This window comes from Bartonella sp. B17, from assembly GCF_053795755.1.
This window is the reverse complement of record NZ_CP200032.1, coordinates 1,303,695-1,328,945: the sequence shown is the minus strand read 5'-3', so window position 1 is coordinate 1,328,945 and position 25,251 is coordinate 1,303,695. Positions and strand designations below refer to the sequence as shown.

The window sequence follows — 25,251 nt, the reverse complement described above, 5'->3', positions numbered from 1 at the left end:
CATTATTTCATGATAAAAGTTCGTTTTGCCCCATCTCCGACAGGTTATATTCATATTGGCAATATCCGTATTGCATTGTTTAACTGGCTTTATGCACAGGCAAATAATGGAACATTTATTTTGCGCTATGATGATACAGATGTTGAACGCACTAAACAAGAATATATCGATGCTATCATGGTTGACCTTGAATGGCTTAATATAAAACCAAATGAAATTTATTATCAGTCTAAGCGAGTAAATCGATATCATGAAGTTACGGAAATTTTAAAAAAAATAGGTCTTCTTTATCCTTGTTATGAAACGGCGGAAGAATTGGATCGGCGTCGTAAAATTCAGCTTTCACGCAAAAGACCTCCTATTTATGATCGTGGAGCATTAAAATTAACATTGGAAGACAAAAGAGCGCTTGAAGCACAAGGTCGTAAGCCTCATTGGCGTTTTCTTTTACCTAATTTTGAAAATGATCCGTTACAGACTAAGCGAACAGAAGTTCATTGGGACGATATTGTAAAGGGAAAGCAGACAATTGATTTGGCTTCCCTTTCAGACCCTGTTTTAATTCGTGAAGATGGAAGCTATCTTTATACATTGCCGTCTGTGGTTGATGATATAGATATGGGCATTACACACATTATTCGTGGTGATGATCATATTACCAATACAGGTGCGCAAATTGCTATTTTTGAAGCTCTTAATGTAAAGCTACCAGCTTTTGGGCATATTAATTTATTAACTACTATTTCAGGAAAAGGACTTTCGAAGCGTGATGGTGATCTTTCCATTCGTTCTTTACGAAGCGAGGGATTTGAATCTATGGCTGTTCAATGTCTTGCTGTTTTGATTGGAACATCACAAAATGTGCATCCTTATCCTCATCAAGCAGCTCTTTTAGAGCATTTTGATCTTCAAGATACATCAAGGTCGGTTGCAAAATTTGATGTTGCTGATCTTCTTGCTTTGAATAGTCATCTTGTTCATGAATTAACTTATGAAGAAGTTAAAACGCGGCTTAACAAGTTTTTTATCGATGGAGAAACAGCAAAAGATTTTTGGAATGCGATAAGAGAAAATATTGACAAAGTGAATGATGCTGTTTTGTGGTGGAAAATTATTCACGATGATAAAAATTTTGATACGGTTGCGCTAGAAGATCGCGCATTTGTGCACCAATCTGTTAATTTTTTACCTGAAGGTGCATTAAATGATGAAAGTTGGAAAGTGTGGACAACGGCATTAAAAGAAAATACAGGCCGTAAAGGGAAAGCTTTGTTTATGCCATTACGTCAAGCACTTACGGGAATGAGTCATGGACCTGAAATGGGAAAACTGTTACAACTTTTAGGACGAGAAAAAACAATAGAAAGATTGACTAGTCAAGAAAAGCAAGAGTAGCGACTTGAGATATTTTTAGTCTTTTTTATTTTTTAAGAATCAAGTTTTTAATTACGGATTTTTATGAGCATGAATGCTGGGATATCATCGCCAAATCCAAGAGGGATATAATCTTTACTTTTTTGAGAACAATGTTGCTTAAGTGAATTTGCTTTATTGTTTTCCACTTCAATGTTATCTGCTTTGTTACTTTTTAAAGATTTTTGTGTTTGTGCAGCGCGTCTTTTTTGAACACTTTTTTGGGATAATTTTGTAGGCTTTGCTTTTGAAATGACGTTGTTTTCTTGCCCATGATCATTAGTTTCTAAAGTTGATAAATCTCCATTGAGCCACTCAATTTTTTCATTACTTATTTTTTCAATGGCGCTGATATATTTTTGGTCAGCTTTTGTGACGATCGTAAAAGCTTTTCCGCTACGATTTGCACGTCCTGTACGGCCGATTCGGTGAATATAATCTTCAGCATGCGTAGGAACATCGTAATTAAAGACATGACTTACATCTGGAATATCAAGCCCACGAGCAGCTACATCAGAGGCAACAAGAAGCGTGATTTTATTATCTTTAAAGTCAGCTAATGTGTTCATACGTGAATATTGATCCATATCTCCATGAAGTGCACCTACACTAAATTTATATCTGACAAGTGATTTTAAAAGTTCAGAGATATCTCTTTTTCGGTTGCAGAAAATAATAGCATTTTTAAGCTCGTTTCCTTCATTGTTGATAAGGTTTCGCAAAACAGCTCTTTTGTCCCACGCTTTACTTTCAGATTTAACAAGTCGTTGTGTGATTGTTTTTGCTGTTGAAGATGCTTTTGTAACTTCAACAGATACAGGAAAATGTAAAAATTGCTTCGCTAATTTTGCAATTTCCGGTGCCATTGTAGCTGAAAAAAACAAAGTTTGACGTGTAAAAGGTGTCAATTTACAGATGCGTTCAATGTCAGGAATAAATCCCATATCTAGCATGCGATCAGCTTCGTCGATAACAAGAATTTCAACGCCCATCAAGAGTAATTTACCACGTTCAAAATGGTCAAGAAGACGCCCTGGCGTTGCTATGAGAACATCAACACCTCGTTCAAGTTTACGGTCTTGGTGTTCAAACGAAACGCCTCCAATTAAAAGTGCAACATTTAAACGATGATTCACTCCATATTTATCAAAATTTTCTTCAACTTGGGCTGCAAGTTCTCGTGTTGGCTCAAGTATGAGGGTTCTAGGCATTCTTGCTCTTGCACGGCCTTTTTCAAGTAATGTCAGCATAGGCAAGACGAAAGAAGCAGTTTTACCGGTTCCCGTTTGAGCAATTCCTAAGACATCTTTTTTTTGAAGTACATGAGGAATCGTTTCACTTTGAATGGGGGTTGGAGCTTTATATCCCGCTGATTTTACTGCTTTAATAACCTTTGCGGAAAGACCTAAATTATCAAAACTGTTTAAAAGTGGCATCATTTTTCGGTCAATTGCTTTGCAACTTTAATTTCATTATTCAAATTGTTAACAAGATTAAGCATTTCACATTACTGAAAAGGGTTAAGACGCATTTACAAAAAAGTCAACCATGACGGCGATTACGTAAAAAAGCATAAACAATAATTAATAGCGAAATTGTTCTGATAAAATACGTTCGTCCCATGAATGATTAGAGTCAAAAAGTATTGAAACTGTTACTTCAGTGGCTGATGAAATAGTAACTGAATGGACAGATTTAACTTCGACATTATCGGCTGCAGCATTTACGGGACGTTTGTCAGGTTCGAGCATATCAAAGCGTACTGTTGCTGTGTTAGGAAGTAATGCTCCATGCCAACGTCGAGGGCGAAAGGGACTAACAGGAGTGAGTGCCATAAGAGGAGCCATTAGGGGTAAGATAGGGCCTTGTGCTGACAAATTATATGCTGTAGATCCTGCAGGTGTAGCAACGAGGACACCATCGCAACTTAATTGTTCCATGCGGACTTCATCATCAATGCTGATACGAATCTTAGCTGCTTGATAAGATTGACGAAAGAGAGATACCTCATTGATTGCAAGTGCCTCAATATATCCTTGACATTCAGCTTTTGCAATCATGCGTAGCGGATGGATTTCCTTTTTATGTGCGTCAGCAATACGGTTTGGTAATTTTTGTTCATGAAATTCATTCATAAGAAACCCTACAGAGCCTTGATTCATGCCATAAATAGGTTTTCCACTATCCATAACATCACGCACGGCTCGTAACATTGTGCCATCACCACCGATTGCAACAACAATATTGGCTTCTTCAAGAGAAGCATTACCATAAATAGAAACTAATTTATCTGTAGCATTAATAGCTTCTTCAGTTTCAGCAGAAATGAAATGAAAGCGGCTTGGTAACGTAATCATTAAGAATTATTCCAGTTATTTGAAACTTATCTTTTAGCTTACTTTTTTCAAATTTTGAAGTTGTAATAAAAACTATTTTTGCAAGAATAAAATTTCATAACAAGTGATTTTAAAGTAAAGTTTTCTAATAAAGTAAGATAAGAAAGTTGCATAGTTGCATAAGTTCATAAGCTATAGGCGAATATTTTTTAAAAGAATGATAATTCATCATTGAAGCAGGAGACATGATCAGTTAAAAGAATAGAGCTGATTAATATCCAATAATAAGCACCTGTAGCTCAGCTGGATAGAGCGCTGCCCTCCGAAGGCAGAGGTCACAGATTCGAATTCTGTCAGGTGCACCAAATTTTAAATTTTATTTCATATGATTTTATGACGATGTTATCTAGCAGATTTATTTTTTGCTCAATGCAGTTGTTTGGGGTACTTGTTAAGTTATGGATAAGTAGCCAAATTATTTTTAAGAAAAGTAAAGTTTTTAGCAATTAATTGATGTGCTCTTTTTTAGTTGATCATTTTAAATAAATTATTTTAAATATTTGAATGTGTGAGGGGAGGAGCAATGAAAAATTTATCCTATAAAGCCGTTTTATTTATTGCTTTAGCAATGAAAGACTATTTCCCCAGTATTTTTTTATCAAACAAAAAAGTGAAGAAGTGTTTTACTCTTCGTATTTTATTCTTCACAGGATGCTAAAAAGGCAAATGGCTGATACTGTTGTTTGATGGATTAAAGAATTGGTAAAACTTATTTGTCTCATCAGTTTTGAATTATCATCTCAGCATTATAGAGCAGCTATAGCTTTTTTGTTTTTATTAATAACAACTAACGATGCTAATTATTAAGCTTAAATGAACAAGAAAGAAAATTATGACCATTATACTAAATCCTGGTAAGGTAACACTTAGCGAACTTAAGAATGTTTATTTAAATGGTGAAGTAACCAAACTCCATAATGATACGTATTTGGCTATCGAAAAAGGGGCTGATCGCATTGCTGAGATTGTTTCAGGAAATGAGCCAGTTTACGGCGTTAATACTGGTTTTGGTAAATTGGCTTCAATTAAAATTGATGCAAGCGATGTAACTATTCTGCAAAAAAATCTTATTTTATCACATTGTTGTGGTGTAGGAGATCCTTTAGCTGAAAATATTGTGCGTTTAATGATGACTTTAAAGCTTATTTCGCTAGGACAAGGAGTTTCTGGTGTTCGTTTAGAATTGGTGCATTTATTAGAAAATATGCTTGCAAAAGGCGTTATTCCTGTCATTCCTGAAAAAGGGTCAGTTGGTGCATCGGGAGATCTCGCACCACTTGCTCATATGGCGGCTGTTATGATGGGAGAAGGAGAGGCATTTTTAAAAAATACTCGTATGAGTGGGGCGGCCGCTTTAGAGAAAGCAGGGTTATCACCTATTACTTTAGAAGCAAAAGAAGGACTCGCTCTTATCAATGGTACTCAAACATCTACAGCTCTCGCTCTTGCAGGTCTTTTAAACGGTTACAGGGCATTGTGTGGTGGACTTCTTGCTGGAGCATTAACAACCGATGCTATTATGGGATCAACAGCGCCATTTCATCCTGATATCCACATTTTACGTGGTCATTACGGACAAATTGTAGTGTCGCAAACATTAAAAAAGCTTGTGGAAGATTCAGAAATTAGAAGTGCGCATTTACGCGATGATAACCGTGTGCAGGATCCTTATTGTATACGGTGCCAACCGCAGGTTATGGGTGCGTGTTTTGATATTCTTATGGCCGCAGCAAAAACACTTGTTATTGAGGCAAATGCAGTAACAGATAATCCATTAATTTTAAGTAATGGTGATGTTGTATCAGGTGGCAATTTTCATGCTGAGCCTGTAGCATTTGCTGCTGATCAGATCGCTCTTGCTTTATGTGAAGTAGGATCAATTTCTCAAAGACGCATTGCTCTTATGGTTGATCCAACACTTTCTTATGGGCTTCCAGCTTTTTTAGCACAGAATGCAGGCCTTAATTCAGGTTTTATGATTGCTGAAGTAACAGCAGCTGCTTTAATGTCTGAAAATAAACAAATGGCATATCCTGCTTCCGTTGATTCAACGCCAACTTCAGCAAATCAGGAAGATCATGTCTCAATGGCTTGTCATGGAGCGCGTCGTTTATTGGCAATGAGTGAAAATCTTTTGACTATTATTGGCATTGAAACACTTGTCGCCGCACAAGGAATTGAATATCGAGCTCCTTTAAAAACAAGCTCTTTATTGCAATCTGTTATCGCACGTTTACGTAAAGATATTGATACTCTAAAAGTAGACCGTTATATGGCTTTAGATCTTCATAGAGCATATGTACTTGTGAGTGAAGGACATTTATTATCTATTTTACCAGAGACAATTTTTCCACAATTGGAACTCAAATAGTATTTGTCGTGAGATCGAAAGAAAAAAAAGACATTCTTATACAAGGTTATAGTTCGATGACATATTTTGGAATCTGATAAATATGCTTATTTATTAACTAATATGAATTAGCATATTCATGATTTTTGGAGCAGGCAGATGATTATTATTGCGGTTATATACAAAAATTTTATCGCTATGTTATTAAGAAGTGTATTTCGTGATGGCGCTTGCTACTCTAAAATTTTTTTGCTAAACGCAACACACGTTAAGCTAAAATTCTGTGAAGATATATAAAATATCATCATGGTAAGCTCGTATCGTTATCATAAAACTTTAAATTGAAGTGGCAAGGGGGTGCAATCTTTTGTTGTAACCGGCGTCCGCTGTGTTATCACCTAAAATAAAGTTATATGTTTTAGCCAATATAATGCTTTACACTATACTTTGTTGTAAAAATGGAACAATAAGAGTTGCAAGTCTTTTAGATCCATTAGAGTCTTTTAACGTTTTAATTGGCTTTGATGTTTGTTGATTTACGAATTTTATCTTTATGAATGGGGGTGATAGCATTTTGAAAAAGGAAAGAAATGGCAACTAATGAACTTAAGCGAGGTATGAGCAAGCGCCAAGTTATTTTTTTAGCTCTTGGTTCTGCTATTGGAACAGGTCTTTTTTATGGGTCTGCACAAGCTATTAATCTTGCTGGTCCGAGTGTTTTGATTGCCTATTGTATTGCTGGTTTAGCCATTTTTATGGTTATGCGAGCGCTTGGTGAAATGATTATTCATAATCCACTTCCTGGTTCTTTTGCTCGTTATGCTGCAAATTACATATCGCCGTTGGCTGGTTTTTTAACAGGATGGACTTATGTTTTTGAAATGGTTTTGGTTGGCTTAGCTGATATCACAGCTTTTGCAACTTATATGGGGTTTTGGTATCCTGATATTGCTCCTTGGATATGGGCGCTCAGCATTACACTGATCATTACTAGTATTAATTTGGCAGCAGTAAAAGTGTATGGTGAGTTAGAATTTTGGCTGTCTTTTATCAAAGTTATTGCTATCATCGCTATGATTATTTTAGGAATAACAATTATTTTTCTTGGTTGGGGGACAAATACAGTTTCTTCTGTTGTTAATGTTCATAATTTATGGAAAAACGGTGGTGTATTTCCTAATGGTTGGTTTGGTTTTTTAGCTTGCTTTAGTGTTGTTGTTTTCGCTTTTGGTGGCATTGAAATTATTGGAATGGCAGTGATGGAGGTACAAGATCCTCATCGTACTATTTCAAAGGCGATTAATTCTACTCCAGTTCGTATTTTGCTGTTTTATATTATGACATTAGCTATTTTAATGTCACTTTATCCTTGGAATAAAATTGGTCTTATGGATAGTCCTTTCGTTTCAATTTTTGAAAATCTTGGGATTTCGTCAGCAGCTAATATTTTAAATATTGTTGTTGTTACAGCTGCTATTTCGGCAATGAACAGTGGGATGTATGGCGCTGGTCGTATGATATATGGATTATCGCATGAAGGTTATGCGTTGAAGAAGTTTCAATATTTATCAAAAAACGGTATACCAATTTTTGTTATTTTATTGCTCTTTAGTGTTTTTCTTTTTGGGGTTGTTCTAAATTATTTTTATCACGATCGACTTTTTTTTCTTATTGCAGCGATGGCTACATTTGCAACAGTTTTTGTTTGGATGATGATTTTACTTTCGCAAATTTTTATGCGGTTGAAGATGCCTAAAGAAATGCAGTACAATTTAAAGTTTCCAATTCCATTTTGGCCAATAGGATCAATTTTTTCTATTTTGTTTATGGCTTTTATTTTTGTTTTGTTGTGTTTTTTTGATGATACGCGACCAGTTTTGATAGTAGGTATTAGTTGGATTGCTTGGCTTGTTGTTTGCTTCTATGTACTCAAGTTTTTTAATTCGAACAAGAAGCAAGATGTATCAGAATACGAATAAGAATTTAGTCAAAAACAAATGCTTGATGATTCTATAGAAGAACAATATTCGATAATTATTCCCCAATATATGAAACAATTTGACAATCATCATTTATTTGAGAGTTATCCATATATCATTATTTGTGATGTTTACTAAATTATGTCAAGTGAAAACAACAAGATAGTGAACAGGTAATTATTTATAAATTTATAATTTAGTAGATATATTTTTAATATAAATAATAATAGTAAAATAATGTAATAAATTATAATAATATTATAACTATATTAATTTATAATAAGTTTTATTTATTAATAAATTATCTAATTATTAAATTATTATTTTTAATCGTATATTTCAGCTCATAAATAAAAATATAAGCTTATGTCTATTTAAAACATAAAATCAGTGCACATTTTTAATATAGAGATTATTATGCAGGTAAAGGGAATGTTGAAGATTTTTTTATAGTTTTTCCATATTTATCTTTTTTACTGCATAATAGGCTAGATTAAAAATCAATAGGAAGTGAAATTCTTAATAAACAATTTAAAGATAAGTTTTGTTATTTATTGTGTGCTTGCTAAAAATATAAAAAACAAATGCAATAAAGCAATTTGCTATTCTTATAGTGATTTTAGTATGTTTTATAGATAAAAATTGTTAACTTTTTATATTCTTATATAGAGTTTATTGTTTTAAAAATTAATTATTACGTGCAGCAAAAACAATGTTGGGCGTGACAGGCGTGTATAATTATATTAAAATCAATGAGTTATATTAATAGTAAGGGATTTTCTTATCATTGATTCTATTATGTTTTTTTGTCTCTATCCCTAACTTTTTTGAAGCTTTTTGATTGATTCAAGAGCAAGTTTTTTCCGGTCAGTGCTCTTCGTGTAAAGAGATGCCATCCTATCCTCTGTCCAGCCAAAAATCGCTTTGAGTTGTGGTACTGTTGCACCTGAATTTGTAGCGCGTGTTGCTGCTAGTTTTCTCAATTCCTGTGCTGATTTTTTTATTCCTGCTGCATTACAAGCATCTCTAAACAAATTACCAAAGCTTTCTTTAGTTAATTTTTTCCTCCTTTACCACAAATGAATGTTTCATCTCCTATAGAACTAATTTCAAGTGTTGCTGCTAATTCAGGCAAGATTGGAAGAAAAACATCTGTTTGGAATTTACTCTTCTTTGTTTTGAGATGGATAATATTATTATTTACGTCTTTCCAACCAATTCGTATTACATCACTACGACGCAAGCCGGTATAAAGAAGAACATCAATCCAGACGCGTTCATGCGTACTGATAGATCATCGTTGATAATATTTCTCAATATCTTCTTCTGTCCACACAGGAAATCCATCTTTGTTTTTGAGAGGTGGTCTTTTTATGCTCGAGGCTGGATTATCTTCAGAAGATTTTGATCAATTGTCCATTTAAAAAGACCATTCAGTGCTTTTAGAAAGTTTCTAGCAGTTGCTGGAGTTTCTTTTCGCCGTTCAACACCAGCTATGATATGCATTTTTTTAATTTCTCTGTATGGAATATTTCCTATGGTATCGCATACTTTCATAAGAATGAGTTCTTTTTGTCTTTGTGTAGTTTTAGCTAGGTTATGCCAATTAGCGCTATTAAAATACTGTTTGAGGAGCCATGCAAAGGAACCTTCAACAAGTTTCCTTGGTTTGGATTTAGGAAGTATGAGCCCTTGTGATTGGGCTAGGGCGCTTTTATGGTTGTCAACAAATTCTTGCGTTCCATATATCCCGTGGATTCTAATTCGTTGCCCATGACCAATACGCACATACCATAGAGTTTTGCCATGACGTGTAATTTCTTTAACAAGATGAGGAGGGCGTGGCTTTGGCATGGGAACTTCACATCTTAGAGAGCAAAGCTTCGTAATATTCATTCTTTGACAAGTCTAAGAACTTGTCTGGGTGCGTGACTGAATTCGGTATTGGAATATCAGATTTGAGATAGATGAGTAGCTCTCCCGTAGGCTTAATTTCTATTAGTTCGCAGCCTTGTTTTTAGCTTCTCTTAGGGCACGAGCAATGGCTGGCTGTGTTATTGTGGGCGGGCGATGCGACGTGCCATATCTGTTCTCCTAATTTTAGATGCAGTTGATCTGTGGCGTGAATCACGCATTTCATGAAAAATTGTTATGAAAAAGGGCGGTGGTGCTGAGGAGGAGAAAACACCCCCGTAATGTTAAGCGGCTTTTGTTAATATCTGCGTCATGTCTTGTTCTATCTCTGTTAAAAACGCTTCAACAGCTGTATTGATGTGTTCAATCTGCTCTTCATCACGGTGAATGCGTCGTATTTTGAGACGTAAATGTGACGATTGGTCAGTAAAGCGCGGATCGTAGCTTACAAAGTCACACCATTTTCGTCCTGTACAAGCCATTTGAAATTGCATTTGTGCAAGATATTCAGGCTTGATCTCGTTATCGATAAAGAAGCGGATATGGGTTGTTGATTTGGGGCATTTGACTTCGATTAATCCATGCTCTCCAATGGGGACATCAGGGCTTGCACCTGCCATCTCAATTGTTGGATAAGGAACAAAACCGCACCTTGTTACAGCGGAAAATTTCAGAAAAAATATTGCAAAAGGTACTTCCCAGAAGGTTAGGACTGTTGCGGGCAGGACAGCGTGACTTATCGCTAGCGATAGGAGTTTAAAATTGATAGTACATTAACACATTGATAAATAATGTTTTCCATACAAATTTCTGATGAATTGATAAAAGAAAGCTGAAAGTGAAGTGAGTAGGAGCAAGAATACTCGTTTGTAGCTTATATTATAATTGATGGAAAATTTGGGATTATTTTATCAAAATATGATTGGGTATGGTTGTATGCTTTTATTATTGATATGCAGATAAACATCTTTATAGCCGAGTGACGTGAAAATAACATTCTTTTATGAATGAGCCAGTTGTATTAGCATTAGCCAATAAAGAATAGACTTATCTTTTACTTTACCAATTTTGTAATGCTATAAAGCAGATTTATTATTTTGTGGATTAAATTAGTATTTCATAAATTCTTTCCTTTATTCTAAAAATAATCTTATATACTTCTCCTTTAAAATTTAAAAGAGTGTGCAATGCGTAAGGTTACACTTTAACAGGATGATTAAAATCTTCTAGAGCGGGGGAAGAGTAATTGGTTTACGTAGTTAATAAAGCTGATGCGTATGAAGCAATTCATACTTTTTGTTTACATCTTAAAAAAATTGAGCTCATCAAAACAGTAAAAGATTATTATATAGTTGGCAGTTTTTTTTACGATGATGAAACTGTTCATTTTGCTTCTCAAAATGAAAGCAAAGATTAATGCGCAGATTTTTTTTGTATTTACTTTGCTTTTTTGTGTTTTTTTTTTCGCGGAGTTTTGCACAAAATATTCATGACGCTGCAATTGATCAATCAGAGAGAATCCAACGTCAACAAACGCAACAACAGCGTTTACAACAATTGTACAAGAGGAAAGAAGTGCGTAGTGTGTCTTCGCGTGATGATGAAAACACAGTGCTGCCTTATGGTACTTCGACGCATAAAACATGTTTGATGATAAAAACCATCGAGCTTCTTGGTGTTCAGTTAATTTCTTATGCTGATTTTCATTACGTAACAGCTCCTTGGGAGGGGCGGTGTTTGGGCATTGACGAAATAAATAAAGTGCTCAAAGCTGTAACTATGCTTTATATCAAACGCGGTTATATTGCTGTACGGGCTTATTTGCCTGAGCAAGATTTAAGTGGTGGTCGTCTAAAAATTGTTGTTGTTGAAGGTCAAGTAGAAGATATAATCCTTGATGGGCACAAAGTTGAGAGAAGTTATCAAGGTGAAATCATCACAGCTTTTCCAAATTTGCTTGGTAAGCCAATCAATCTGCGCCATATTGAACAAGGGCTTGATCAAATCAATCGTCTTGCTTCTCGCCGAGCTACTATTAGTCTTGGTGCTGGCAGCACTTCTGGTGGATCCGTTCTTGATATTCATATTGACACACAAAAACCTTTGTTATTCACTCTTTCTAGTGATAATCTTGGCTCTAAGGCAACAGGACTTTATCAAACGCGTCTTAGTTTTGTTTTTGATGATCTGTTAGGTTTCAATGATCAATGGTCGTTTAGTTATCAGCGTTCTACGGATGGCAAACCGTATCACTTTTCAAAAAAGCGCCCCAATAGTGATACGATAACTGGTTCATTTTCTATTCCCTATGGTTATTGGTCAGCGGGTTTTGATGGCAATTGGAGTCAATATCACTCTACTATAGAGGGAATATTTTCGGACATTATGACTTCAGGTAAGTCTTTATCTCTTACACCGTGGATTTCGCAAGTTATTCACCGCGATCAAGAGGGAAAAACGAAGGTTACTGGGCATTTTACATGGAAATATACCGATAATTTTATTATGGGCAGTAAGGTTGATGTTTCAAGCCGTAAATTGGCCATTGCTACATTTGAGCTTAACCATTCGCGTGCATGGGCGGGAGGTGCATTAAACGCTAATATAGGCGTTCATAAGGGACTGGCGATTCTTGGCGCTTATAATGATGCAATCCAAGAAACTGCAACAAAAAACGCACCCAAAGGACAATTTTTAAAATTGTCTTTTTCCTTGGATTATGTGCGTTCCTTTTCACTAAGCCAGTTTAATTTTCGCTATAACACTTTGCTTTCAGGACAATTGTCGCCCGATACGTTGTTTAGTTCAGAGCAAATGTCGCTTGGCGGTATCTCTTCTGTGCGTGGGGTGCGTGAGGCTATTTATTACAGCAATAATGCGGTATTTTGGCGCAATGAATTATCGTTGTTATTACCAGGTTTTGCATCCGATAAGGGGCGTAAATTTGTGGAACAATTTGCACCTTATGTAGCGCTTGATTTGGGAAAAGCAGCCAATAATCCACTCAAAAACAGTTTTGGTGGTAACTTAGTTGGGGCGACATTAGGATTCCATGAAACAGGAGAGACTTTAGATTTTGATGTATCTTATTCCAATATTTTGAATGCATTGACGCCTTTAAGGCATAAGAATGCGACAGGGGTTTTTCAAATGCGAGCATTGTTAAGGTTTTAGGATAAAGGGTTTGTTTTGAGGAAGTTTTCGTAGCTCTTTAGATTTATCAGTTTTTTGTGCGAAGAAAGATTTATCAGATTTTATGGGGAAAAAAGATGCGGGGTAAAAAAGATAGATTTGCGTGCGTAAGCGTTTTTTTGCGGTATGTTTTTTGTGTTTTTAAGCGAGGATTGCATAAGGGGCTTTCGCTTGTTTTAAGCTTTTGCTTGGCATTTCATCCACTGTTAGCACAAGCTCAAATGGTGGGGTCTGCAAGTTCCCCATCCCCAGCAATTCAAGGAATTAAAGCGGCTGAAGGGGAGAATTTTTCTACTCGTCCCACGATTGGGCAAGCAGGCAACGGTGTTGTGCTGATTGATATAGCTCGTCCCAATAATCAGGGTCTTTCTCATAATAAATATGACAGTTTCAATGTTGGTGTTCATGGTGTGATTTTGAATAATTCCACCGAGAACATTTCGCGTTCACAGCTTGGTGGCTTGGTTTTTGGCAACGGTAATTTGCGTGATACTGGTGCGGCAAAGGTTATTCTGAACGAAGTGGTGAGTACCAATCACTCGCGTCTTGAGGGAGTAAGTGAGGTACATGGGCAATCAGCTGATGTTATTATTGCCAATCCCAATGGGATTACCTGTAACGGTTGCGGCTTTATCAATACACCACGGGTGACCTTATCAACAGGGCAGCCGCTCATTGGCGTTGATGGGACTTTAAGCGGTTTTCGGGTTGAAGGCGGTGCACTCACCATTGGTACCCAAGGTGCGGATGGGCGCGTGTTGGATATTTTTGATCTTGTTTCGCGCAAGATTAGCGTAGCGGGTCCGATTCAAGTCAAAGGGGATTTGGCTATTATAGCAGGTCGCAATCACTTTGACTATCACAAGCGTGAAGCAACATCGCTTGGCACTGATGGCAAAGAGCCAGAATTGGCGATTGATTCCAGTGATCTTGGCGGGATGTATGCAGGTCAGATTCGCATTATTGCCAACGATAAAGGCGCTGGGGTCAAAATGCATGGTTCTATGGTTTCCAATGCGGGCGCCATGCAACTGTCGAGCGATGGCAAGTTGGTGATTGCTAAAGCGCGTGCCAAAGGTTCGGTGAAGGCGCAATCACATCACGCCAGCGTTCATGTAGAAAATTTGTTATTTTCAGAGTCGTCTGTTGAGCTTAAGGCACTTGATGCTGTCGAATTGGTTGATCATGCGCGGGTCGCGGCGAGCGGTGCTGTTGATGTAAATTCGGCTGTAATTAAGCTTGAACATGATGCTTTGGTGGCAAGCGGGATTGGCAATGATGGTCAACAGTCTGCTACGGGTTCTTTACACTTAAAGGCAGCAAAGCTTGATGCGGGAAGTGGTCGTATAGCGTCAGGTGACCTTCTGTGGATCCAAGCAGAGACAATTGATCTAAGCCGTGCTGAAGATAATAATCAGACAGGGGTCTCTTCCCTTGGCAATCTGACGTTTGAAACCAATACAATCACTGCTTTCAACAATCATATTGGAGCGAGGGGAACTGTTATTGTGAAAGCAGAGGACAGCCTTACCATAGGGGCTGGCCATTATAGCGCCGGAGGCTCTTTTTTAGCTGAAGCGGCTGAAATATCTTCTTACGCTAGCCTAACTGCGGGACAAGAAATCGACCTTTACGCGCATAGTGGTCATCTGATCCAAGAAGGTGCTCTCTTATCCAATGGTGTGGTAACCCTGCAAGCCCGTGGAGCATTAAACAACAAGGGTGACATCGTCAGCGTGCAGAAGGTTTCGTTGACAGCAGGGGGTGCACTCACAGTTGGTGCGGACAGTAGGCTTTTAGGTCATGATGTCACCTTGAGAGCTAATGTTCTTACGCAAGCAGGTGATGTAGAAGCGCAAGGCGGGGCGCTAACTCTTCAGGTTGATGATAAGATTACCAATCTTGGCACGATACGCGGTGACACCGTTAATGCGCGTGCAGGTTCGCTCCTAAATCAAGGCATGCTGATTGCGACTGGTGATTTGCATCTTCAGGTCAGTGCTCAACAAGCTGCTTTCTCTCAACAAGCTGCTGTTGTGAATGCGTCTGAAGCGATCCTGCAAAGCGGCGGTGCTTTTGTTTTATCAGCAGGACAATTACAAAATATTGGTTTGCTTGGCTCTAGAGGTGCAGATGTAGCACTTGATGTGGTGGGGGATGTTAGCAATAGCGGGCTGATTTACGCCAAAAAGTCCACGACATTGTCGTTAGATGGCACTCTTAGGAACAAGTATGGCAAGGTTATTGCAGAAGAGTCTCTGAGCATTGGTGGGTTAAAAGGGGAACGCGCCGGTTCTGTAATAAATGAAGCTGGTGTTTTTAGTGCTTTTACAGGCGAGATGAATCTTGTTGCGACCTCTTTTGTCAATAAAAGTGGTGAAGCGACAAACTTTCTTCAACAAGATGCCACGCTGAATGGTCAACGATCTTCTAATGAGAGTGATGAGACAGCGTACCTTTTAGCGCGTGGTGGTTTGTTGATAGATGTTGGTGCTTTCCAGAATATTGATGGTCTCATTTCCACTCAAGGATCAGTTACCGTTTTTGCTGATAGCGTGAAGCAAACTGGGCGTATTGAGATCGAGAGTGGTGACCTTCAACTCATCAGCTACGGTGATTTAACCAATAGCGGAACGCTAGAAAGTAATGGTGCAATCGCTTTGAATGCGCACAATGACTTGCATCAAACAGGACGCATTGTAGCCAAAAAGCGCGTAGAGTTATCGGCTTCTGGCTCATTGATGATGGGCGAAACAAGCAAGGTTGCTGCGTATGATGTAGCACTTGAAGCAGGCACATTCACACAAGCAGGGGATGTAGAAGCGCAAGGCGGGACACTCACTCTGAAAAGCTACGGTGTTTTAATTAATTACGGCACCATGGTTGGTGGCATTGTTGATGCCACTCTTGGTTCTTTGGCAAATTCTGGTCAGCTTTTGTCCAATGGTGCCTTTACACTGGTTGCGGCAAACCATAATCCGTCATTGGGGCAGGATGCTCAGGTTTTAAATACCGATAGCGGGGTTTTGCAAAGCGGCGGTGCTTTTGTTTTGACCATGGATGCGCTGAACAATGCAGGTATGCTTGGTTCCAGTGGTGGAGATGTGGCGCTTAATTTGATGGGGGATGTTCACAATAGTGGGCTGATTTACGCCAAGAAATCTGCGGCAATTTCTTTAGATGGAAGTTTTATCAATAAATTTGGCGATGTCATAGCTGAAGATAATTTCTCCATTCGTGGTTTTAGTGGAGATCGTGCAGGTCATGTGATCAACAATTCTGGTGTTTTGGAAGCAGTGTCAGGGGATATGGCTTTTGATGTCTCCACGCTTAGCAATATGCGCGAAGGTGGGGTCGAAATTACCAATAAAGTGGTTGGTTATCATTACGATCCAGGGGAATTCGTAAGCCATGGAATTAAACACTATACTGATAAGACAACGACGGCAACCACGATCACTCGTGAAGAATCTCATTTAATCAATAGTGCTGGACAAATTCTAGCTGGAGGTCACCTGTCGATTAATGCAGGCGATGTCAGCAATAGCTACAGCTTAATTGCAGCCAATGGCAATATTGTTGTGCGGGCTGATGCTTTCCTCAATCAGGGGCGAGATTTAATCGAAACAACGAAGATTGTGAGAAAAACATACCATAGGTATAAGCATTGTACAGTATGGAATGGGGGATGTTTAGCTGACACTACAGATGAATGGGCTGATCCAGCTCGTACTGAGATAATCTCCCACACCTATGATGCTGTTTATGGCACAATTGAAGCTGGTGGTTTTCTTGATGCCAAGGTGACAGGCTATCTTGACAATCATGCGGTGCGTGAAGGAGCTGATCAAGTCGGCTTAAGCTCAGGCGATAAAGGGTTATTTGGGGTTGAAAATGCTGATTTTGATGGGATAAAGCCGCTGATCAGCGCTGAGCGATTAGATGGCATGATCGATGGCTTGGTGGGGCATACAGCGCTGTTTCTCCCTTCTGCTCAAACACAGGCGCTCCAATCTGTCTGGAACCCCACGCAAGATGAGCTTCCACCAGTAACGACAGAGCTTGTTAGTGCTCAATCTCCCAATGCGCCCTTTTTGATAGAAACGCGTCCAGGTTTTATCGACCCAGGCAAATTTTTTGGTTCTGACTATTTTTTAGATCGTCTTGATTTTAAGCTTGGGCAAGAATTTAAAAGGCTAGGGGATGCACATTTTGAATATCGTCTGGTGAATGAGCAAATCTTTGAGCTCACAGGTAATCGTAGTCTTGTTGAAGTTGACGATCCCAACGCCCAAATGCAGAGGCTTTATGACAATGCCGTCGAACAGCAAGCTCTCTTGGGATTAGAGCTAGGGGATCCATTATCGCCCAAGCAAATTGTTGGGCTCAAAAAGGATATTATCTGGCTTGAGACGCACACTGTGGGGGGACAAAAGGTTTTAGTGCCCCGTGTTTATTTGGCGCCAAACGCTTCTAAAGTTCAAGGAACACATCAAGAGAACTTTGCTGGTGCTCGTTTAAAAGGAAATGGGCTCGCCTTAACAGCAGAGAATTTTGTCAATAGTGGTGCCGTGGTCAGTGATGGTGCGCTCCATGTGACGACAACGAAAACCAGTTTTAATGACGGTGGTTTTGTGGTTGGAACCGGTGGCGTAAAGTTTGCCAGTGACGCCCTTTTTATCAACTCTTCAGGGATTGTTCAGGGAGCTACGGTCGCCATCACTGCTGCGACAGTGATGAATAGTACAGCCAAGATCAATGACTTTAATGAATATGGTTTTATTGATCGAAGTGGGCAGCAGGCACAAATCATCGCGGCGAATGATTTGAGCATTCAGTCCCTTGGCGATTTAAGCGCGTATGGTGGGCAGTTTACCAGTGGCGGTTCGATGGCACTGACTGTTGACGGCTCAGCTACGTTTGGTGCTTTGGTGCTGGAAAGCACGCAGGCGCAGAGGCTTGAAGACAGTTCTTTAAACGCCCAAAGCCATCATAATCAGTTAAGTGGTCTCAACAGTGGTGGAGATCTGACGATTCAGACGGGCAGTGCTCTTAGCCTTGAAGGAGCCAAGCTTAAGGCGGAAGGTGATGGGCAGCTTACGGCTGGAGGGGACATCAGTGTAGCTTCGGTGCAAGATGTTCGCAGTTCTGATTGGGAAGTTCAGAGGACGAAGAAAGGTGGTTTATCCTCTAAAAAAATCCATGCCCATCAACATTCAGAAGAAGTTACAACAGTCAAAACGACGGTAGAAGCAGGTGGCAAGCTTTCGGTTCATGCTCAAGGTGGGGATCTTACGGTTGTTGGCGCAGGCTTGAAAAGTGGTGGTGAGACGCATCTGAAGGCCGATCAAGGTCAGATAAAACTTTTGACCACCAAAGATCAAGATTTTAAGCAAAATTTCCAGCATGATGAAAATCTCTTTTGGTGGAGTGAGCGCGACCAAGGACACGTGGAAGAAAGCATCAACCATGTGACTATGGAAGCTGGAGGTGGCGTTAAGATTGATGCCGGCAATGGCATTGTTGTTGAATACGAAAAAACAGGCAGTTTTGAAAAATCTCTTGATGAATTGGCACGCTTACCAGAGCTGTCATGGATCAAGCAGTTGCGTGATGATCCCATTTTAGCCGAACAAGTAAGTTGGCAAGCTGTTGAGGCTCAGTTTGAAGACTGGGATTATAAGAGCCAAGGTCTGACAGAAGCAGGAGCCGCTCTTGTCACATTGGTTGTGACGGCTCTTTCCTCAGGAACGGCTTCCACTGCTGCTAGCGCTATTACAGGAGCTTTGGGTGTAGGCTCTAACGCTGCCATGAGTGCGGCGATCAACGCCGGTGTGCAATCGCTGATTAACAAAGGGGCTGTGTCGTTGATCAATAATGGCGGCAACATTGGTGCTGCACTGCAAGAGCTTGGTTCTTCGAAGGCAGTTCTTAGTGTTGTGACCTCGATGGTCACCGTAGGCTTAACCAGCCAAGCAACGGCGATGGCAGGAGTTGGTCACTCTTTGCCCAAAACCGCTCCGGTGATAGAGCGTGTCGCCCATGAAGCGGAAAAAAATATCATTAAAGCCGTTATTAGCACGGGTGTTCAGACGGCTCTTGAAGGTGGCTCTTTAGATGAGAACCTTTTAGCGAACCTACGTACAGCGTTGTCTGGGGTTGTTGGCAAGACCCTTGCTGAAGAAATTGGCACCGCTAAGGCTGAGGGCAAAATTGACACGGTTACGCAGATTGTTGCCCATGCAGGGCTTGGCTGTCTGGTCGGAGCCACAGCTAGTGGTGATTGTTCTGCTGGTGCGATCGGCGGTGCTGTGGGTGAGGCAGCGGCAATGCTGCAATATGGGTCGTGGATTAAAGGTCTTCTCCAAGAGGAAGTGGGCGATCTAGATGGGCGGACATTAACAGCGGAAGAGCAAGCTGGTCTAAACGCAAAGATTGATGCTCAGTTTGCTGACTTTAAGGTGCAGACCATTGATGTGGCGCGGGTTGCGGGGGGCTTTGCAGCAGCACTTGCTGGTGGGGATGTGAATACCGGTGCCGATGCGGCTGGCAATGCCGCAGAGAATAATTACCTCAGCAGCGCACAACAAGCTCAGATGCAGAGAGAATTGGCTGAGTGTCTTGACGATCAGTGTCGAAGAGACATTAACGAGAAATGGCACGAGATTGACAATGAGCAAGATAACCTTTTTGCGACAGGTATGATGGTTGGCGTTATTGCAAGTTCAATAATGTCAGCCATAGAACTGCCTAGGGTTGTTTATGACACTTTGAGCCATCCAATCGAAACAAGCGAAGGAATAATATCTTGGGCTACGAGTGGAAATGTATGGAATTCTATTGTTGGAGATATTGAACAGTCCGTTACTAATACCATAGAGAATTTCGAAAAAGCTGGTGTTGACGGAGCATTTAATGCTGGTTTTGGAACAGGAAACTTAACAGCTGACGTTGGGTCTATAGCTTTTGCTGGTGCTGGATTAGTTACGGGAGGCGTGAAGCTTACAGGAAAAGTTGTAAAGCAGGGGCTTAAAGTCGCGGCTAAAACTGAAGCAGCGGTTATAAAAACAGGCAGTGAAGTTGCCCAATCCCTCGAAAAAAACAGCTCTAAAGTCAATGAGGCTGGTAAAAAGGTCAAAGATCCTCAGGAAAAAAATGAAGGAACAGCTAAGAAAAACAAGGATCATCATGACGAAAAGCGTAAAGAAAAAATACAAGAATTAGAGGCAGCTGGGTGTATAGCATGTAAAAAGGAACCAACATTTAAGACGCAACATGAGAGTGGTAAGCGTACAGATGCGGATGGTGTTTCGTGGGTCAGTTCACGCCCTGATATTATTTATATGGATCAGGATGTTAACATCAACCTTATTGAAATAAAAACGGGTGAAGGTAAATTAAGCGACAACCAAAAGATTTTGGGAGAGGCCTATAAAACAAATACTGCAATACCTACAGGGGAAAATTTTTGGGAATTTATGAACGAAAATAAACATGTCTTTCCTGACTATCAGAAAAAATTCATAAAACTTAAGAATGGTTTTACAGGAACTGCAAAGGAATTTGATGAACAACTGAAGGCATTGGATACAAAGTGGCTTAACGAGCAAAAGAAGCAGTTCAAGGATGGACTGAAAATTCATAGCTATGAGATCATCCGTTATCCAGGTCGTTTAGAAGTGAAAGAATAATAATGAAAACAAAAGATGTCACAGCAATTTTAAAAAAGCATGGTTGGAAGACTTATCGTGATGACGCGAATGATACCTATGCGCGGTATCATTTTCCTGATCGTATTGTGAGCATGGGCTATAATGTTAAAAATTATGGAGGAGGCGAGGGAAGCTTGAAGTTACGGATGGTTGAGCTCACCACTGCTCCTTATTGTCTTGCTTGGGAATATTATATGGGTGAAAAGCGGGATCCGTATGAAGATAAGCTTATTTCTACAGAGGAGAAGTTCGAAGTTACAGCTCCAGACCTTTCTGAAAGTGATGTTGAAGCGGCATTAAATAGGGTGCTTGCGTGGGCACAAGCAAAGGATATCGAACAAATATTACGCGAAAAAGCTGCCGATCATTTTCTTGCTGCAACCGCTGTGCTTGGCGATGTAGAGGCTTTAAAAAGGAATGCGTCCAAACCCAAAACTCTTGTGCCAGAATTTGCTGATTATCAAACGATAACTGATAAGGAGCGCCTTCTTATTTTTGCAAAGGCTTATAAAAATGGGGAACTAGAGGATGTTTTGGCAGGGAAAAAGCCAAAAAATCGCTTGATGAACCCCGCAGCCGTCAAGCGTGTTCTTAAAACCCAAGGCTGGTTTGTTGTTAATGAGTTTGGCAGAATGTGGCTGTCTTTGCCCGATCGTTTTGTTCTGTTTAAATTTGGCTTTGTGCATCTCCTTGATAAGTACAGTGTGCGTATTGATGCAGAGATCTCCACTGAAGAGCTTTCCAAAGCTTATCATTATATTTATTTTGATAGGAAATATAGCTCTATACCCCCTACGGCTATGTATGATTCTTTTAGCACCATTGGAGGTGGTTATTTCGGGGGGATTGATAAAGGAATTGAGCTTTGTGTTAAAATATTGAATGAGCAAGAAGTTATCAACATTTCTGACCGAGTGATACAATGGGCACATAACAAAGATTTAGTTGCAACAATAGAAAGTAAAGCGCTTGTCCAGAAATATGGCTACTACCAAGACATAGTTTGGCATTTAGCATGTTTAGCGTTGATGGGCAAAATCGATGTCTTAAAATCCTATCAAAGCTTCATTGCCGCGGGGACGATTTCTGAACATTTGGAGGATAGTGACGCAGAAACTTATGTTAACCGCGCAGTTGAATTTGCGGAAGATTACCTGAAAATCTTCAATGAGAGAAAAGCAAAAGAAGCGTCTCTTGGTGCGCAGGCTTTGGCTGTTTTTAAGAAGATTGACGAGCAGTTAAAAGCGATGGGTTGGACGGTTTATCAGGATAAAAACCATGATCGTAATGCTTATTTTCTAGGTAAAGGTCGTCTCATCAATATCGTGTATAGTCTTGACACAGAAGGCGAAAGCCCTCTTATTGCATTCAAGGCTTCACTTTCTACGCTTATTTTTTCCACTGCGTATCGGCATATCTTTCTTGACATGCCCCAATATACACCACTCAAAGAGGCAGACGATGTTTATAGAGTATCTTATGCCGAAATAGAGGCAGGCAAACTGAAACAGATCTGTACGGATGTTCTTAGTTGGGCTCATCAACAAAATGTCACTCAAATCCTCTATGATTATGCTGCTTTACCGACCAACAGTGAATATGAGCTTGCGTTGCGTCACCTTGTTGCTCTTGTTTTGATTGGGGATGTTGAAAAGCTTAAATTTTATATGGAGAGTTTTAGTGCAGGAGATTCTTTAGGTTTTGTAGAAGGCATTACACAACAGTTGACTAAGCGATTTTTTTATATTGCTCGGAATTATCGCTCTGGTTTTCCTAAAAGTGCACCACTTTTGAGTTTGGATCAGACAACAGCGCTTCCAGATGCACCGTCTGTTGATGTAACGCCTCCAGCTATAGCGCCTGTTGATATAGCGTCTACAGATGCCCCGTCTATGGATGAAGAAGAAGAGGAAGAGTTCACTGAAGCGGATTATGCAGAAGAGACCTTGACCATGGAGAGTGCAAAAGCGCTTTTGCAAAGTCTAGGCTGGTCGGTTGAAAAACTCAATGAAGAAGGGGATCATTTAGCAATTTATCAATTGGCGGATCGTGAAGTGCAAGTGCTGTATAACGACGAAATCATTGAAGATTGTCCGCAATTTGATAGCGGTCTTTTGATAGTTACTGGTATTTTGACTTCTGCGTGCAAGATGATTGACCCTAGCTTTTCTCAAGACCTACCGGATTTAGAGCTTAATTTTGAAGCGAAAGGGCTTGAAATCTTTGATCCAGAGGTGAGTGCGGATTACTTAAAGGAGGTTCTTAATAACATTTTAAAATGGGCAGTAACAGCCATTGATCTTGCTGAAATTCTTCGTTCTTATTATGGTACGCCTCCTTGGCAAAGGAAAAAAAGCGCAACTGGTAAGGCAAATGATGCGCATTATGCTTTGCAGCATATTAGTGCTTTGGCTTTGTTAGGGGATGTTGAGACTTTGCAGTCTTATCACAAGAGCTTTTCCGCAAAGGATCGTTTGGGTTTTGATGAGAGCATCCAACCGGTTAATCTTGAACGCGCAATGGTTTTAGCCAAAGCAGTGGCAGAATCTAAGCAACTTAGTTACGCTTTGCTTGAACAGGTAGAAAAGAGCTTACCGACCCATTCTGAAGCTTCTCAGAGGGGCTTTTTTCGTTTTTGGAAGAAAAAATAAGAAAGAAGCTTCTGTTTAGGAGCTTCTGTTGAATTTCTTTGCCGTTCTTGCCTTGTTTTTAAAAGTGAAAGCATTGCTGTTGGCAGGAACGGCTTGCAACACGAATGAATGATTTTTGGGGGGGGATTTATGAAAGCCTATACTTTATCCGATGTTGCCAATTAGCCGATAAACATATTCCAATATTTTGAATGCATTGACGCCTTTAAGGGATAAGAATGCGACAGGGGTTTTTCAAATGCGAGCATTGTTAAGGTTTTAGGATAAAGGGTTTGTTTTGAGGAAGTTTTCGTAGCTCTTTAGATTTATCAGTTTTTTGTGCGAAGAAAGATTTATCAGATTTTATGGGGAAAAAAGATGCGGGGTAAAAAAGATAGATTTGCGTGCGTAAGCGTTTTTTTGCGGTATGTTTTTTGTGTTTTTAAGCGAGGATTGCATAAGGGGCTTTCGCTTGTTTTAAGCTTTTGCTTGGCATTTCATCCACTGTTAGCACAAGCTCAAATGGTGGGGTCTGCAAGTTCCCCATCCCCAGCAATTCAAGGAATTAAAGCGGCTGAAGGGGAGAATTTTTCTACTCGTCCCACGATTGGGCAAGCAGGCAACGGTGTTGTGCTGATTGATATAGCTCGTCCCAATAATCAGGGTCTTTCTCATAATAAATATGACAGTTTCAATGTTGGTGTTCATGGTGTGATTTTGAATAATTCCACCGAGAACATTTCGCGTTCACAGCTTGGTGGCTTGGTTTTTGGCAACGGTAATTTGCGTGATACTGGTGCGGCAAAGGTTATTCTGAACGAAGTGGTGAGTACCAATCACTCGCGTCTTGAGGGAGTAAGTGAGGTACATGGGCAATCAGCTGATGTTATTATTGCCAATCCCAATGGGATTACCTGTAACGGTTGCGGCTTTATCAATACACCACGGGTGACCTTATCAACAGGGCAGCCGCTCATTGGCGTTGATGGGACTTTAAGCGGTTTTCGGGTTGAAGGCGGTGCACTCACCATTGGTACCCAAGGTGCGGATGGGCGCGTGTTGGATATTTTTGATCTTGTTTCGCGCAAGATTAGCGTAGCGGGTCCGATTCAAGTCAAAGGGGATTTGGCTATTATAGCAGGTCGCAATCACTTTGACTATCACAAGCGTGAAGCAACATCGCTTGGCACTGATGGCAAAGAGCCAGAATTGGCGATTGATTCCAGTGATCTTGGCGGGATGTATGCAGGTCAGATTCGCATTATTGCCAACGATAAAGGCGCTGGGGTCAAAATGCATGGTTCTATGGTTTCCAATGCGGGCGCCATGCAACTGTCGAGCGATGGCAAGTTGGTGATTGCTAAAGCGCGTGCCAAAGGTTCGGTGAAGGCGCAATCACATCACGCCAGCGTTCATGTAGAAAATTTGTTATTTTCAGAGTCGTCTGTTGAGCTTAAGGCACTTGATGCTGTCGAATTGGTTGACCATTTTCTTGTTGCGAAAGCTTTGCTTGGCGATGTAGAGGCTTTAAAATATTTACGTAAAACTCTTCAGCTTGATATTGAGAAACTTCAGCGGACTACTGACATCGTTGGAGAGGAGGATGGTTCATCTGTATCATCGTCCAAGGATGTAGTTACTGCAGATTATTTATCTAGAAGAACT

General features: G+C 39.9%; 9 protein-coding genes, 1 tRNA gene and 4 pseudogenes. 9 read left to right on the top strand and 5 right to left on the bottom strand.

The window, feature by feature from the left end:
- The first annotated feature begins 9 nt into the window (after positions 1–9).
- A complete protein-coding gene (gene gltX / locus V4B18_RS05970) occupies positions 10–1,395 on the top strand; it encodes a glutamate--tRNA ligase (RefSeq protein ID WP_455475532.1) in 1,386 nt (461 codons plus the stop codon).
- Between the two features lie 47 nt (positions 1,396–1,442).
- Here gltX and V4B18_RS05965 read toward each other — a convergent pair whose 3' ends face one another.
- Both V4B18_RS05965 and V4B18_RS05960 read right to left on the bottom strand, forming a co-directional pair.
- Positions 1,443–2,852, bottom strand: coding sequence for a DEAD/DEAH box helicase (locus V4B18_RS05965; RefSeq protein WP_455475531.1), 1,410 nt, complete (start codon positions 2,850–2,852; stop codon positions 1,443–1,445).
- Between the two features lie 144 nt (positions 2,853–2,996).
- Positions 2,997–3,770 carry an NAD kinase gene (locus tag V4B18_RS05960; protein ID WP_455475530.1) on the bottom strand — a complete coding sequence of 258 codons (774 nt, stop codon included), beginning with the start codon at positions 3,768–3,770 and terminating at the stop codon, positions 2,997–2,999.
- A 267-nt stretch (positions 3,771–4,037) separates the two neighbouring features.
- Here V4B18_RS05960 and V4B18_RS05955 point away from each other — a divergent pair.
- The 3 genes from V4B18_RS05955 to V4B18_RS05945 all read left to right on the top strand — a co-directional run bounded on the left by V4B18_RS05955 (position 4,038) and on the right by V4B18_RS05945 (position 8,138).
- Positions 4,038–4,114 (top strand) — tRNA-Arg (locus V4B18_RS05955).
- A 527-nt stretch (positions 4,115–4,641) separates the two neighbouring features.
- Positions 4,642–6,180: a histidine ammonia-lyase gene (hutH, locus tag V4B18_RS05950; protein WP_455475529.1), complete on the top strand. Its 1,539-nt coding sequence runs from the start codon at positions 4,642–4,644 to the stop codon at positions 6,178–6,180.
- Positions 6,181–6,749: 569 nt separating this feature from the next.
- Positions 6,750–8,138, top strand: a complete 1,389-nt coding sequence (locus tag V4B18_RS05945; RefSeq protein ID WP_455475528.1) for an amino acid permease — start codon at positions 6,750–6,752, stop codon at positions 8,136–8,138.
- An 818-nt stretch (positions 8,139–8,956) separates the two neighbouring features.
- Here the strand turns inward: V4B18_RS05945 and V4B18_RS05940 are convergent.
- The 3 pseudogenes from V4B18_RS05940 to V4B18_RS05930 form a co-directional block, all read right to left on the bottom strand.
- Positions 8,957–9,992 (bottom strand): annotated as a pseudogene (locus V4B18_RS05940) (tyrosine-type recombinase/integrase).
- A gap of 7 nt (positions 9,993–9,999) precedes the next feature.
- Positions 10,000–10,196, bottom strand: a pseudogene (locus tag V4B18_RS05935) (hypothetical protein).
- A 140-nt stretch (positions 10,197–10,336) separates the two neighbouring features.
- A pseudogene (locus V4B18_RS05930) lies at positions 10,337–10,711 on the bottom strand (lambda exonuclease family protein); the annotation flags it as partial.
- 587 nt (positions 10,712–11,298) lie between these two features.
- Here V4B18_RS05930 and V4B18_RS05925 point away from each other — a divergent pair.
- From V4B18_RS05925 to V4B18_RS05905, 5 genes and pseudogenes are all read left to right on the top strand, one after another.
- Positions 11,299–11,469 (top strand): hypothetical protein, encoded by a 171-nt coding sequence (locus tag V4B18_RS05925; protein ID WP_455475527.1) that lies wholly within the window; start codon positions 11,299–11,301, stop codon positions 11,467–11,469.
- Entirely contained in the window at positions 11,469–13,226 is a 1,758-nt protein-coding gene (locus V4B18_RS05920; RefSeq protein WP_455475526.1) for a ShlB/FhaC/HecB family hemolysin secretion/activation protein, read from the top strand. Before V4B18_RS05925 ends, V4B18_RS05920 begins: the two co-directional genes overlap by 1 nt.
- Before the next feature lie 95 nt (positions 13,227–13,321).
- On the top strand, positions 13,322–20,935 hold the full coding sequence (locus V4B18_RS05915) for a two-partner secretion domain-containing protein (RefSeq protein WP_455475525.1): 7,614 nt from the start codon (positions 13,322–13,324) through the stop codon (positions 20,933–20,935).
- Between the two features lie 2 nt (positions 20,936–20,937).
- Positions 20,938–23,607: a DUF6990 domain-containing protein gene (locus tag V4B18_RS05910; protein ID WP_455475524.1), complete on the top strand. Its 2,670-nt coding sequence runs from the start codon at positions 20,938–20,940 to the stop codon at positions 23,605–23,607.
- Between the two features lie 357 nt (positions 23,608–23,964).
- Positions 23,965–25,113: pseudogene (locus V4B18_RS05905) on the top strand (filamentous hemagglutinin N-terminal domain-containing protein); the annotation flags it as partial.
- Between the last annotated feature and the right edge of the window lie 138 nt (positions 25,114–25,251).